The 12,191-nt window shown below is 51.4% G+C and carries 14 protein-coding genes; 11 read left to right on the top strand and 3 right to left on the bottom strand.

All coding sequences use genetic code 11. The annotated features are described in order from the left end of the window. Window positions 1-151: 151 nt before the first annotated feature. Window positions 152-373, top strand: a complete 222-nt coding sequence (locus HV261_RS20870; RefSeq protein WP_202039332.1) for a DUF2754 domain-containing protein — start codon at window positions 152-154, stop codon at window positions 371-373. Window positions 374-395: 22 nt separating this feature from the next. Here HV261_RS20870 and ddlA read toward each other — a convergent pair whose 3' ends face one another. Then, window positions 396-1,490, bottom strand: a complete 1,095-nt coding sequence (gene ddlA / locus HV261_RS20865) for a D-alanine--D-alanine ligase (RefSeq protein WP_202039331.1) — start codon at window positions 1,488-1,490, stop codon at window positions 396-398. Window positions 1,491-1,791: 301 nt separating this feature from the next. Between ddlA and HV261_RS20860 the strand changes: the two genes are divergently transcribed. The 5 genes from HV261_RS20860 (at window position 1,792) to adrA (ending at window position 6,674) form a co-directional block, all read left to right on the top strand. Beyond that, window positions 1,792-2,988 (top strand): multidrug efflux MFS transporter, encoded by a 1,197-nt coding sequence (locus tag HV261_RS20860; protein ID WP_202039330.1) that lies wholly within the window; start codon window positions 1,792-1,794, stop codon window positions 2,986-2,988. Between the two features lie 248 nt (window positions 2,989-3,236). Continuing rightward, complete coding sequence (locus tag HV261_RS20855) at window positions 3,237-3,479, top strand: sigma-S stabilization anti-adapter protein IraP (RefSeq protein WP_202039329.1); 243 nt, start codon at window positions 3,237-3,239, stop codon at window positions 3,477-3,479. A 104-nt stretch (window positions 3,480-3,583) separates the two neighbouring features. After that, a complete protein-coding gene (gene phoA, locus HV261_RS20850; RefSeq protein ID WP_202039328.1) occupies window positions 3,584-4,999 on the top strand; it encodes an alkaline phosphatase in 1,416 nt (471 codons plus the stop codon). A gap of 147 nt (window positions 5,000-5,146) precedes the next feature. Beyond that, window positions 5,147-5,467, top strand: coding sequence for a phosphate starvation-inducible protein PsiF (psiF, locus tag HV261_RS20845; RefSeq protein ID WP_048212462.1), 321 nt, complete (start codon window positions 5,147-5,149; stop codon window positions 5,465-5,467). A gap of 91 nt (window positions 5,468-5,558) precedes the next feature. Beyond that, window positions 5,559-6,674, top strand: coding sequence for a diguanylate cyclase AdrA (gene adrA / locus HV261_RS20840; protein ID WP_202039733.1), 1,116 nt, complete (start codon window positions 5,559-5,561; stop codon window positions 6,672-6,674). Between the two features lie 14 nt (window positions 6,675-6,688). Here adrA and proC read toward each other — a convergent pair whose 3' ends face one another. Beyond that, the gene (gene proC, locus HV261_RS20835; protein WP_202039327.1) at window positions 6,689-7,498 is read right to left on the bottom strand and encodes a pyrroline-5-carboxylate reductase; all 810 of its coding nucleotides are present in this window, start codon (window positions 7,496-7,498) and stop codon (window positions 6,689-6,691) included. A gap of 189 nt (window positions 7,499-7,687) precedes the next feature. Here proC and HV261_RS20830 point away from each other — a divergent pair, with 189 nt between their 5' ends. From HV261_RS20830 to ppnP, 4 genes are all read left to right on the top strand, one after another. Further along, window positions 7,688-8,143 carry a YaiI/YqxD family protein gene (locus HV261_RS20830; RefSeq protein WP_101741820.1) on the top strand — a complete coding sequence of 152 codons (456 nt, stop codon included), beginning with the start codon at window positions 7,688-7,690 and terminating at the stop codon, window positions 8,141-8,143. Between the two features lie 184 nt (window positions 8,144-8,327). Further along, the gene (gene aroL / locus HV261_RS20825; RefSeq protein ID WP_202039326.1) at window positions 8,328-8,873 is read left to right on the top strand and encodes a shikimate kinase AroL; all 546 of its coding nucleotides are present in this window, start codon (window positions 8,328-8,330) and stop codon (window positions 8,871-8,873) included. A 278-nt stretch (window positions 8,874-9,151) separates the two neighbouring features. Further along, window positions 9,152-9,829, top strand: coding sequence for an AroM family protein (locus HV261_RS20820; RefSeq protein ID WP_202039325.1), 678 nt, complete (start codon window positions 9,152-9,154; stop codon window positions 9,827-9,829). 71 nt (window positions 9,830-9,900) lie between these two features. After that, a complete protein-coding gene (gene ppnP, locus HV261_RS20815; protein WP_003021477.1) occupies window positions 9,901-10,185 on the top strand; it encodes a pyrimidine/purine nucleoside phosphorylase in 285 nt (94 codons plus the stop codon). A gap of 93 nt (window positions 10,186-10,278) precedes the next feature. Here the strand turns inward: ppnP and rdgC are convergent, their stop codons facing one another. Further along, on the bottom strand, window positions 10,279-11,190 hold the full coding sequence (gene rdgC, locus HV261_RS20810; protein ID WP_137384658.1) for a recombination-associated protein RdgC: 912 nt from the start codon (window positions 11,188-11,190) through the stop codon (window positions 10,279-10,281). A gap of 91 nt (window positions 11,191-11,281) precedes the next feature. On the opposite strand from rdgC, the gene mak reads away from it, so the two are divergent. Then, a complete protein-coding gene (mak, locus tag HV261_RS20805; protein WP_202039324.1) occupies window positions 11,282-12,190 on the top strand; it encodes a fructokinase in 909 nt (302 codons plus the stop codon). Window position 12,191: the final 1 nt, after the last annotated feature.

Here is a 12,191-nt window from a genome sequence, read left to right as displayed (position 1 = left end):
TATTCCTGGATTTTGGTTTTTTGTTGAGCGTCACAAATATGTAACCTTAAGTTAAATTAACTCACATTTCAGAATTTCCGCACAGGACACAGACGCTCGCAGGGAAATGTGCGAGGATGCTGCTCAACGATGTACTTCCACCGGAGCTGTTATGAACCTGCCTGTAAAAATTCGCCGCGACTGGCACTATTACGCGTTTGCCATTGGGCTGATCTTTATTCTGAATGGCGTGGTGGGATTATTGGGGTTTGAAGCGAAAGGATGGCAAACCTATGCGGTGGGGCTGGTTACGTGGGTGATTAGCTTTTGGCTTGCGGGACTTATTATTCGCCGCCGCGTCGATGAGGATAAAGACGTCAAGGATGCCCAATAGCTATCGGGCATCCTGTCTGCTTTTACATGCTGGTTTTCAGCGCGCTATCGGCAGCGTGGCGCTCCAGCGCCAGCTCGATCAGACGTGTGATCAGATCGGTATAGCCTAAGCCGCTGGCCTGCCACAGTTTGGGATACATACTGATGTTGGTAAAGCCCGGCAGCGTGTTGATCTCGTTGATCACCACATCATTCTCAGGGGTCAGGAACACATCCACCCGCGCCATCCCGGCGCAACCCAGCGTCTGGTAGGCCTGAATAGCGATCTCACGGATCTTGTCGTTAATTTCTGGCGCAATTGCCGCCGGAACTACGACTTTGGCCCCGTTATCGTCAATATATTTGGTGTCGTAAGCGTAGAAATCGCTGTTCAGGACGATCTCGCCACAGGTGCTGGCCTGCGGGTGATCGTTCCCCAGTACCGCACATTCGATCTCGCGGCCTTTGATCCCCTGTTCCACCACCACTTTATGATCGAACTCAAACGCCAGTGCTACAGCCTGGTCGTATTGCGCTTCGCTGGTGACTTTGCTGACGCCAACGGATGATCCCTGATTGGCTGGCTTCACAAACAGCGGCAGACTCAGACGCGATTCAACCTCAGCAAAGCTGATGGCATTGCGATTGGCGCGGGTGAGTGTAATAAATGGCGCGATGTTTAATCCGGCATCGCGCAGCAGACGTTTGGTGACGTCTTTATCCATGCAGGCCGCAGAGCCCAGCACATCGGACCCGACGAACGGTAAATTCGCCACGCGTAGCATGCCTTGCAGTGAACCATCTTCACCCAGCGTGCCGTGCACGATAGGGAAAATAACATCGACCGTAGGCAACGGCTGACCGTTTTGCGCATCGATCAACTGCTGTTCTTCTTTACCCGGTACCTGCGCCAGGCTGGTCGCGGAAGGGCGCAACGCAATGCGTGTCGGATCGTCAGCGTTGAGCAGATAGTTGCTGGCATCGCTCACGTGCCATTGCCCTTGTTTATCAATACCTAACAGCACAACGTCAAAGCGAGTCTTGTCGATGGCATCGACAATATTTTTTGCCGATTGCAATGACACTTCATGTTCCGCTGATTTACCACCAAATACGATTCCTACTCGCAACTTTGCCATCTTAAAAACCCATTCCTTGAATGCAAAGCACATACATTACCACGACAAAACGCAGGATTCCTCGGCTTCTGGCAGATTGTTTTGGTGGATTCCACGGGAATGAATACGCACAAACCCACAGGGCATGTTCGAAGTATAATCCCCTGCATGTAATGTGGGTTTGATGTGATGAATATCATAAATATGATGAGCGGGGAGATAAAATACTAAACTGTGAAACATCGCACCTCTGGACCCTCGTTTGCAGGCGTAATTTGTTAAGCTGCTCGCAGTTTTCAGCTACTTACCGTTATGAGTCCTTATGGAATCCTGGAGAGTTAACCTTATTTCCGTGTGGTTCGGTTGCTTTTTCACCGGACTGGCGATCAGCCAAATCCTGCCTTTTCTACCGCTCTATATCTCCCAACTGGGAGTCACCTCGCACGAAGCGCTCTCAATGTGGTCCGGGTTAACGTTTAGCGTCACGTTCCTTATTTCTGCCATTGTTTCACCGATGTGGGGCAGTTTAGCTGACCGTAAAGGGCGTAAGCTGATGCTGTTACGGGCCTCGCTGGGCATGGCCATTGCCATTTTGCTGCAGGCATTTGCCACTAACGTCTGGCAGCTTTTTCTGCTGCGCGGGGTGATGGGGTTAACGTCGGGATATATTCCTAATGCGATGGCGTTGGTGGCGTCGCAAGTCCCGCGTGAACGCAGTGGTTGGGCGTTGAGCACGCTCTCAACGGCGCAAATTAGTGGGGTGATTGGCGGGCCGCTGATGGGCGGTTTTATTGCCGACCATGTTGGCTTACGTGCGGTATTTTGTATTACCGCCGCGCTGTTGGTGGTGAGTTTTTTGGTCACACTGTTCTTAATTAAAGAGGGTGTCCGACCGGCGATTAAAAAAAGCGAGCGTTTAAGCGGGAAAGCTGTTTTTGCTTCGTTACCGTATCCCGCGCTGGTTATTAGCCTGTTTTTTACCACCATGGTGATTCAACTGTGTAACGGCTCTATTGGCCCCATTCTGGCGCTGTTTATCAAATCGATGGTGCCAGATAGCTCAAATATTGCTTTTCTCAGCGGGCTGATTGCCTCGGTTCCCGGCATATCCGCTTTGATTTCAGCACCACGTCTTGGAAAGTTGGGCGACAGAATTGGTACTGAACGGATTCTAATGGCAACGCTCATCTTCGCCGTGGTGCTGTTTTTCGCCATGTCATGGGTTACCACTCCGTTGCAATTAGGGATATTACGTTTTCTGCTCGGCTTTGCCGATGGTGCAATGCTGCCTGCGGTGCAAACGCTATTAGTGAAATACTCCAGCGAGCAGATTACCGGGCGCATCTTTGGGTATAACCAGTCGTTTATGTACCTTGGAAACGTTGCCGGACCCTTGATGGGGGCAACCGTATCGGCCATGGCGGGTTTCCGCTGGGTCTTTATCGCTACCGCGAGCATTGTGCTTATTAATATCTGGCAACTGGCTATCGCGTTGCGACGCCGGCGTCTCGCTCGCTGAATGGCGGATTAACAACGCGGGTTGCCCGCGTTGTTAATCCATAATTGAAGATTATATATCTGGGTGACTATTAATCTCCTTACCCTTTTATATTGAATTATTCTGCAGAAAGCGTCATTCCCCCTTATTTTGTGTTGTGATTGTTTTCGCAAAACGCTTTATTTCTGCAATAAATACAACTTTCATCCTCTAGGAAGTTGTGAGTCTTAGTGATAACGTGGCCTTTATTTGGTTAAGGGAATACGAAAATGAAAAATCTCATCACTGAGTTGTTACTTAAGCTCGCCCAAAAAGAAGAAGAATCGCAAGACCTGGCCGCGCAAGTCGCAACGTTAGAGCGAGTCATCATGGAAATGCTGCGCAACATGGCAACAAATGAGCAGCAAACACTGATTCGTCAAATAGAAGACGCGCTGGCAGGGGTAAGTCAAATGCCCGCATTTCTGACGACGATGCACAGTGCTGGCGAAAACGCACCTAAAACGTGTTGAGATATCTGCAGATACTTATCCACGAATTATCATAAAAGTGTCACATCAAATACTTATAGTCGCTTTGTTTTAATTTTACCGTATTTGTACATGGAGAAAATAAAGTGAAACAAAGCGCACTCGCTATTGCCCTGTTACCCTTGCTGTTTACCCCGGTTATTCATGCAGAAACATCTACCGTAGCGGCTATGGATAATCGTGCCGCACAGGGAGATATCACCACACCGGGTGGCGCGCGTCGATTAACGACGGATCAAACGGCAGCACTACGAGATTCTTTGAACGATAAACCAGCCAAAAATATTATTTTATTGATCGGCGATGGTATGGGGGATTCGGAAATTACCGCTGCGCGAAATTATGCAGAAGGCGCAGGTGGTTTTTTTAAAGGTATTGATGCGTTACCCCTGACCGGACAATACACGCACTACGCGTTGGATAAAAAAACGGGTAAACCTGACTATGTGACCGATTCCGCAGCCTCTGCGACAGCATGGACGACCGGGGTTAAAACATATAACGGTGCGCTGGGCGTTGATATTCACGAAAAAGATCACGCCACTATTCTGGAAATGGCCAAAGCTGCCGGTCTGGCGACAGGCAACGTATCCACTGCTGAATTGCAGGATGCCACCCCCGCCGCGCTGGTAGCGCATGTGACGTCGCGTAAATGCTACGGCCCGGGCGTCACCGCTGAGAAATGCCCGACGAACGCGCTGGAAAAAGGCGGTAAAGGCTCAATCACCGAACAATTATTGAATGCCCGCGCTGACGTTACGCTGGGCGGCGGGGCAAAAACCTTTGCTGAGACCGCTGCAGCGGGCGAATGGCAGGGTAAAACGCTGCGTGAACAGGCTCAGGCCCGTGGTTATCAGATGGTCAGTGATACCGCGACGCTGGCAGCCATTACTGAAGCGAATCAGGATAAACCGCTGTTAGGCTTGTTCTCTGACGGCAACATGCCGGTACGCTGGGAAGGGCCAAAAGCGTCTTACCACGGTAACCTTGATAAGCCAGTCGTGACCTGTACGCCAAATCCAAAACGTAACGATACGGTGCCGACGCTTGCCCAGATGACGGATAAAGCGATTGAGCTATTAAGCAAGAATGAAAAAGGCTTTTTCCTGCAGGTAGAAGGCGCGTCCATCGATAAGCAGGATCACGCCGCAAACCCGTGCGGTCAGATTGGTGAAACGGTCGATCTGGATGAAGCCGTACAGCGCGCGCTGGCCTTCGCGAAGAAAGACGGCAACACGCTGGTCGTCGTGACCGCTGATCACGCGCATGCCAGCCAGATTGTTGCGCCAGACACCAAAGCCCCTGGCCTGACTCAGGCGCTGAATACCAAAGATGGCGCGGTGATGGTTATCAGCTATGGCAACTCGGAAGAGGAATCACAGGAGCATACCGGCAGCCAGCTGCGTATTGCTGCCTATGGCCCGCATGCGGCGAATGTGGTTGGCCTGACCGACCAGACCGACCTGTTTTACACTATGAAAGCGGCGTTAGGGCTGAAGTAACCTGCTATTTGGTCACTTAATTTTAATAATGAGGTGGCTATTTCTGCGTCAGCAACCAGACTTACTACACGTCATCCTTCAAGCAGCCAACATCGAGGTCGCTTGAAAGGTGACGTGTAGAGTGAATACTCACAACAGGATGGTGCTATGAAAATAACATTGCTCGTTACCCTATTATTTGGCCTGGTTTTCTTAACTACCGTCGGCGCTGCCGAGAAGACGTTAACCCCGCAACAACAGCGTATGACCACCTGCAACCAGCAGGCGACGGCGCAGACCTTAAAAGGGGATGCCCGGAAGACATATATGAGTGATTGCCTGAAAAACAGTAAGTCTGCGCCTGATGAAAAGAGTCTGACGCCGCAGCAGCAGAAAATGCGTGAATGCAACGTTCAGGCAACAGAGCAGTCGCTGAAAGGCGACGATCGTAAAAAATTTATGAGCGCTTGCCTGAAAAAAGCTGCGTAATACATACGGGTGAGCGGATAAAATCGCTCACCCGAAATATCATACTTCCGCCGCCAGACCCCTTTCTATAATTTGGGAAATTTGTTTCAGAATATTCCCAAATACGATGAATGATGAAAACTTTTATCAAAAGAAGGCCGTACCGAATGAAGCATTTATATCGCTTCATCAAAACGACCACCAACGTTCCGGTCTGCGATTTGCCCGACGGATAAGACTGCCTCGCGCAGTCGGGCTGGGGGGCATGTTTTTCCCCATCGCGTCGGTATTAGTCTCGCAACCCATAACCGGAGGTTGGTGGCTATTACTGGTGGGATGGGTGTTTGTCTGGCCACACCTGGCGTGGCAGTTGGCGAGCAAAGCGGAAGATCCGCTGTACAGTGAATTTACGAATATTAAAGCCGATGCGATCCTCGCTGGCATGTGGGTGGGGATTATGGGGGCAAACCTGCTGCCATCCACGGCGCTGCTGATGATTATCTGCATCAACCTGATGGGCGCAGGTGGGGTGCGATTATTCATCGCTGGCGTCGTGTTGATGGTGGTTTCATGTCTGGTGACGCTACAGTTAACGGATATTCCGGTCGTGTTTAGCAGTACGCAACTGAGCGTGTTGTTGTCGCTGCCGGTACTGGTGATTTATCCGCTGCTGTTTGCCTGGGTTAGCTACCAGACGGTGATCAAATTGGCAGAGCATAAACGCCGCCTGCAGGTAATGAGTACGCGGGATGGAATGACCGGAGTTTATAATCGGCGCCATTGGGAGCTACTGCTGCGCAATGAATTTGATAATTGCCGTCGTCAACAACGTGATGCCACACTGCTTATTATCGATATCGACCATTTTAAGAGCATCAATGATACCTGGGGGCATGACGTTGGGGATCAGGCGATCGTTGCGCTGACGCGTCAGTTGCAAATGACGCTGCGCGGCAGTGATGTGATCGGGCGTTTTGGTGGTGATGAGTTTGCGGTAATTATGTGCGGTACACCTGCAGCCAGCGCAATCGCGGCGATGTCGCGCGTCCATGAACGACTTAGCCAGTTACGCTTGTCCTGTGCTCCGCAAGTAGCCCTGCGGATTAGCGTTGGTGTTGCTCCGCTGACTTCTGAAACAGAGCACTATCGGGAATGGTTGAAGTCAGCGGATATGGCGCTTTACAAAGCAAAGAATGCCGGACGTAACCGTACTGAAGCGGCGGCCTGACGTCCGACTTGCACTCAGGATTTGCTGAGTTTCTCTGATTGTTCCATGCACTTAACCATCGCTTCGATGACTGACGAACGGAAGCCTCGTTCTTCGAGGACGCGCACTGCCTCAATGGTGGTTCCGCCAGGCGAGCACACCATATCTTTCAGTTCTCCGGGATGTTTACCCGTTTCCAGCACCATCTTCGCCGATCCCATGACCGCCTGTGCCGCGAATTTATAGGCTTGTGCGCGTGGCATGCCGCCCTGAACGGCGGCATCCGCCATGGCTTCGATAAACATAAACACATATGCCGGGGCTGAACCGCTGACGCCAACGACCGGGTGAATCATCGATTCTGCGATGACTTCGGCTTCGCCAAAGCAGCGGAAAATATTCAACACATCAGCAGTATCTTCCGGTGTTACCAGCGCATTTGGGGTGACGGACGTCATTCCTGCATTGACCAGTGACGGCGTGTTAGGCATTGCGCGGATAATTTTACGGTCATGACCCAGTGCGCGGGCGAGTTGATCGAGGGTGACGCCCGCGGCAATGGATACCACCAGAGAATCTTTGTTCAGGCTGGAGGTGATTTCACTCAGCACCTTAATCATGATGCCTGGCTTCACGGCGCCAAAGACAATATCTGCGATTTGCGCGACTTCTTGTGCAGACTGCGCTGCATTTATGCCGTACTGATCGAGCAGTGCTGCGACTTTATCGGGAGAGGGGGTATAGACCCAGATTTGTCCGGGGAGTACCTGGCCGCTGGCGATCAGGCCGCCAAGAATCGCTTTACCCATATTACCGCAGCCGATAAAACCAATTTTCTTGTCCATCTTGTCACTCCCTATGCGTGATATTCATTGTTTTATACCCGTTATTCTTCAATTCACTTGAATTATTTAGGGTAAATCTGGGAAAGCTAAGCTTAGCGCGGAATGAAGGCGTTCAGAAGGAGAAACAGCGCTTTGCCTGAAAGTAAAAGCACGAGACAATGTGCAATTGCACATGTGTCTGGAGGTGTTATGACGATTTGGGTGGATGCGGATGCGTGTCCGAATGTGATTAAAGACATTTTATATCGGGCTTCCGAGCGAATGCAGATGCCGCTCATTTTGGTCGCCAATCAGAGTTTGCGCGTTCCGCCTTCGCGTTTTATCCGCACCTTACGTGTTCCGGCCGGGTTTGATGTCGCCGATAACGAAATTGTGCGCCAGTGCAGCGCGGGAGACCTGGTTGTCACGGCGGATATTCCGCTGGCCTCTGAAGTCATTGAAAAAGGCGCTGCGGCACTCAACCCACGCGGTGAACGCTATACCGAGGCGACGATTCGTGAACGCCTGACGATGCGTGATTTTATGGATACGCTGCGCGCCAGCGGGATACAGACCGGAGGGCCTGACAGCCTTTCGCCGCGTGACAGGCAACATTTTGCGGCTGAACTGGACAAGTGGTGGCTGGAAGTTCAACGTAGAAAATAACAACTGTAATTTATTTTTTACACTTTCTTCGTTGTGAATTCTTGTTATAGTAGGGTTTAATCGATTTTATCGCCTTATTGGAATTTATTCTTTACACTTTGGCGATGTACTAGTTTGATGGTATGATTATAACTTTAACAGCATCAGATCCCGCTTACCTGCGGTTCTCTGGGGAACTTCTGTGATGACACAACCGCTTTATCTTGTTGGCCCCCGGGGGTGTGGTAAGACGACAACCGGTATGGCGCTGGCGAAAGCCATCGACTTTCAGTTCGTTGATACCGATCGTTGGTTGCAATCACACGTGCAGATGACCGTGGCTGAAATTGTTGAAAGAGAAGGATGGGAAGGTTTTCGCGCCCAGGAAACGACCGCCTTGCAGGCCGTTACGGCCCCCTCAACAGTTGTGGCGACCGGCGGCGGTATTATTCTTACTGAATATAATCGTCACTACATGCGTAGTCACGGCATGGTCATCTATTTAAATGCACCGGTATCGGTACTGGTAAACCGCCTGGAAGTGGCGCCTGAGGAAGGATTGCGCCCGACGTTAACCGGCAAGCCATTAACCGAAGAAGTGCAGGAAGTTCTTGAGCAGCGCGATGCGCTGTATCGTGAAGCGGCGCATTATATTGTTGATGCGACGAATGAACCTTCGCAGGTTGTGGCTGATATTCTTGCGATACTGTCGCAAGCCCGGTCACGGCGGCAGGGCGGAGCTTATCGTTAAGGGCTTCCCGATATAGACCGACCTTTCCACTCCATCCCGGGCGCGCAGACAAATTATCTGTCCTCTGCCGGAGCGTGCCAGTATCACAATTTTCGAACCTCCCGGTATCCCGCGGAAAGTGAAAATTAAACGATAACAATATAGTACTGGAATGATTTGGAATCTTTACACTATGCATCGCCGATCTGCTGCTACGCTTTTGAGCATTTGTAGCGCAGGTCAGTACCCGGCATTTGTCCGGGAATTCACGGCAAAGTAAGAAGACGGTGGAGCAACAAATGAGTACGTCGTTGGCTATCCTCACGATTGGTGTTGTGCCGATGTGTGAGGTGTTACCGCTCCTGACGGAATATATTGATGAACAACACATTACTCACCACAGCCTGCTGGGACAGATGCGGCGAGAAGATGTGATGGCTGAGTATGCGGTCTCGCCCGGCGACGAGTCGTTATTGACGCTGCTGAGCGACCATCAGCTGGCTCATGTCTCGCGCCAGAAAGTCGAGCGCGATTTGCAAAGTATTGTTGAAGTGCTGGATAACCAGGGGTTTGACGTTATTTTGCTGATGAGCACGGCCTCAATTACCCGCCTGACGGCCCGTAATAGTATCCTGCTGGAGCCTTTACGAATTATTCCTCCCCTGGTGGCCTCGATTGTGGAAGGGCATCAGGTTGGGGTAATTGTGCCGGTCGCCGAATTGCTCCAGGCCCAGGAACAAAAATGGCAGGTGCTACAGACGCCCCCCGTCTATGCCGTGGCAAATCCGATTCACGGTTCTGAACAACAGCTGATTGATGCCGGAAAAGATCTGCTTGAGCAAGGCGCGGATGTGATCATGCTGGATTGTTTGGGTTTTAACCAACGCCATCGTGATTTACTGCAAAAGTCGCTGGATGTCCCGGTTCTTCTGTCTAACGTACTGATTGCCCGACTGGCATCCGAGTTGCTCGCTTAATTTTGCGTGACAGCTACAATGTCAGGCCCCTATATTGGTTATCAACTTAATCACGAGATAGGGCCAGTTGTATGCTTCAAAGTAATGAATACTTTTCCGGCAAAGTAAAATCGATTGGTTTTACCAGCAGCAGTACTGGCCGCGCCAGCGTTGGCGTTATGGCGGAAGGTGAATACACCTTTGGTACAGCGGCACCTGAAGAGATGACGGTGGTAAGCGGTGCGTTAAATGTGTTACTGCCGGGGGAAACAGAGTGGAAAGTGTATGCCGCAGGGGACGTGTTTAACGTACCGGGCAACAGCGAATTTCATCTGCAAGTGGCAGAGCCAACATCCTATCTTTGCCGCTATCTGTAATTGTTTAGTGCCTGATAGTACTTACTTATCTGGCCTACAATAGGCGTAGGCCAGATAAGTCGCAAGGGGTGACATCGGGCAATACGACGTCACTTAGCGCTGTGCTTCGCCGCCTAATCCTTCCACCAGGCTTTTAATCAACGCGGCCAGTTCACCCGTCATCAGGATGAAATCGGCATCAAAACGTTGAGCATAGTCTTCACGGTCGATGTCTTCATTTTGATCGCGCAGTTCATCGCTGAACTTCAGACGCTTAATGGAACCGTCGTCGCACATGACAAACTGAATACGCTGCTGCCAGTCGAGCGCCAGCTTGGTGACCAGTTTGCCTGCTTCGATGTGTACGGCAATTTCATCGCAAACCAGATCCTGTTTTTTCGCACGGATCACGCCACCATCTTCCAGCATCGCTTTCAGTTCGGCTTCATCCAGTAACTGGAAACCTTGCGCCGTCGTGCCGGAACGGACCCATTCGGTCAGCGTCAGTTCGATTGGGTTTTCCATCGTCAACGGGACAACCGGCAGTGAACCGAGGCTTTTACGCAGCAGTGCCAGCGTGTCCTCTGCTTTTTTGGCGCTTGCACAGTCGACAATGATCAGGTCATTGACGGTGTCGATCCACATCATTGTCTGGCTGAAGCGGCTAAAGGCGCGCGGCAGCAATGAGTGCAACACTTCATCTTTCAGCGAGTCTTTTTCGGTCTTTTTGAGCTTGCGACCCTGCTCAGCTTCCAGTTTGGCTATTTTTGCTTCCAGCGCCTGTTTAATAACCGGCGACGGCAGAATTTTTTCTTCTTTGCGGGCGCAGATAATAATTTGGCCATTGGCGGTATGCGTTAAAGCATCGCTGTGCGATCCCATCGGCGGCACCCAGCCCATTTTTGCCATATCCTGGCTACCGCAAGGGGTGAACGTCATTGATGCCAGCTGTTTTTCCATCTCTTCGGCACGCAAAGAAACATCGCGGCTAAGACGGTAAACCATTAAATTTTTGAACCACAGCATGATAATTTCCACGGCCTTGTCGTTAAATCCAGCGGGCATGATAGCGAATTGTCGCTATGCTTGCATTGTTAATCGGGAAGAGGAGCAAACCGTGCGTATAGGTATCGATTTAGGCGGTACGAAAACGGAAGTTATCGCGCTTGGCGATGCGGGTGAGCAGCTTTTTCGCCATCGCCTGCCGACGCCGCGTGATGATTATCGACAAACCATAGAAACCATCGCCGCGCTGGTGGCGATGGCGGAAAAAGCCACCGGGCAGACGGGCACCGTGGGGATGGGCATTCCCGGTTCAATTTCGCCTTATACCGGGGTGGTGAAAAATGCCAACTCGACCTGGCTCAATGGACAACCCTTTGACAAAGACCTGAGTACGCGACTGAACCGTGAAGTCCGCCTGGCAAACGATGCTAACTGCCTGGCGGTGTCTGAAGCGGTCGATGGCGCAGCCGCGGGGGCGCAGACCGTGTTTGCGGTGATAATTGGTACCGGCTGTGGTTCCGGCGTGGCGCTCAATGGCCGGGCGCATACCGGTGGGAATGGCACGGCGGGCGAGTGGGGGCATAATCCGCTGCCGTGGATGGATGATGATGAGTTGCGCTATCGGCAAGAGGTGCCTTGCTATTGCGGTAAACAAGGCTGTATTGAAACCTTTATCTCAGGGACCGGTTTTGCCACTGACTATCATCGCCTGAGCGGGAACCCGCTAACAGGCAGTGAAATTATCCGTCTGGTAAACGAACAGGATACGCTGGCGGAACAGGCGCTGAATCGATATGAATTACGCCTGGCGAAATCGTTAGCGCATGTGGTGAATATTCTCGACCCGGATGTCATTGTGCTGGGCGGGGGAATGAGCAATGTCGACAGGCTGTACCAAAACGTTCCGTCACTGATTAAGCAGTTTGTCTTTGGCGGTGAGTGTGAAACGCCTCTGCGCAAGGCGTTGCACGGTGATTCCAGTGGCGTGCGCGGCGCGGCCTGGCTGTGGCCGCAGGCATAAA

The organism is Citrobacter sp. RHBSTW-00671 (genome assembly GCF_014103415.1).
In the GTDB taxonomy this organism is placed as follows: Bacteria; Pseudomonadota; Gammaproteobacteria; order Enterobacterales; family Enterobacteriaceae; genus Citrobacter.
This window is presented reverse-complemented; position numbering and strand designations above follow the sequence as displayed.

Excerpts from the sequence above, each read along its gene's own strand:
- HV261_RS20860 (WP_202039330.1), top strand. The coding sequence starts at position 1,792 with ATGGAATCCTGGAGAGTTAACCTTATTTCCGTGTGGTTCGGTTGCTTT.
- rdgC (WP_137384658.1), bottom strand. The coding sequence starts at position 11,190 with ATGCTGTGGTTCAAAAATTTAATGGTTTACCGTCTTAGCCGCGATGTT.
- HV261_RS20830 (WP_101741820.1), top strand. The coding sequence starts at position 7,688 with ATGACGATTTGGGTGGATGCGGATGCGTGTCCGAATGTGATTAAAGAC.
- aroL (WP_202039326.1), top strand. The coding sequence starts at position 8,328 with ATGACACAACCGCTTTATCTTGTTGGCCCCCGGGGGTGTGGTAAGACG.
- proC (WP_202039327.1), bottom strand. The coding sequence starts at position 7,498 with ATGGACAAGAAAATTGGTTTTATCGGCTGCGGTAATATGGGTAAAGCG.
- psiF (WP_048212462.1), top strand. The coding sequence starts at position 5,147 with ATGAAAATAACATTGCTCGTTACCCTATTATTTGGCCTGGTTTTCTTA.
- HV261_RS20870 (WP_202039332.1), top strand. The coding sequence starts at position 152 with ATGAACCTGCCTGTAAAAATTCGCCGCGACTGGCACTATTACGCGTTT.
- HV261_RS20820 (WP_202039325.1), top strand. The coding sequence starts at position 9,152 with ATGAGTACGTCGTTGGCTATCCTCACGATTGGTGTTGTGCCGATGTGT.
- ppnP (WP_003021477.1), top strand. The coding sequence starts at position 9,901 with ATGCTTCAAAGTAATGAATACTTTTCCGGCAAAGTAAAATCGATTGGT.
- ddlA (WP_202039331.1), bottom strand. The coding sequence starts at position 1,490 with ATGGCAAAGTTGCGAGTAGGAATCGTATTTGGTGGTAAATCAGCGGAA.
- HV261_RS20855 (WP_202039329.1), top strand. The coding sequence starts at position 3,237 with ATGAAAAATCTCATCACTGAGTTGTTACTTAAGCTCGCCCAAAAAGAA.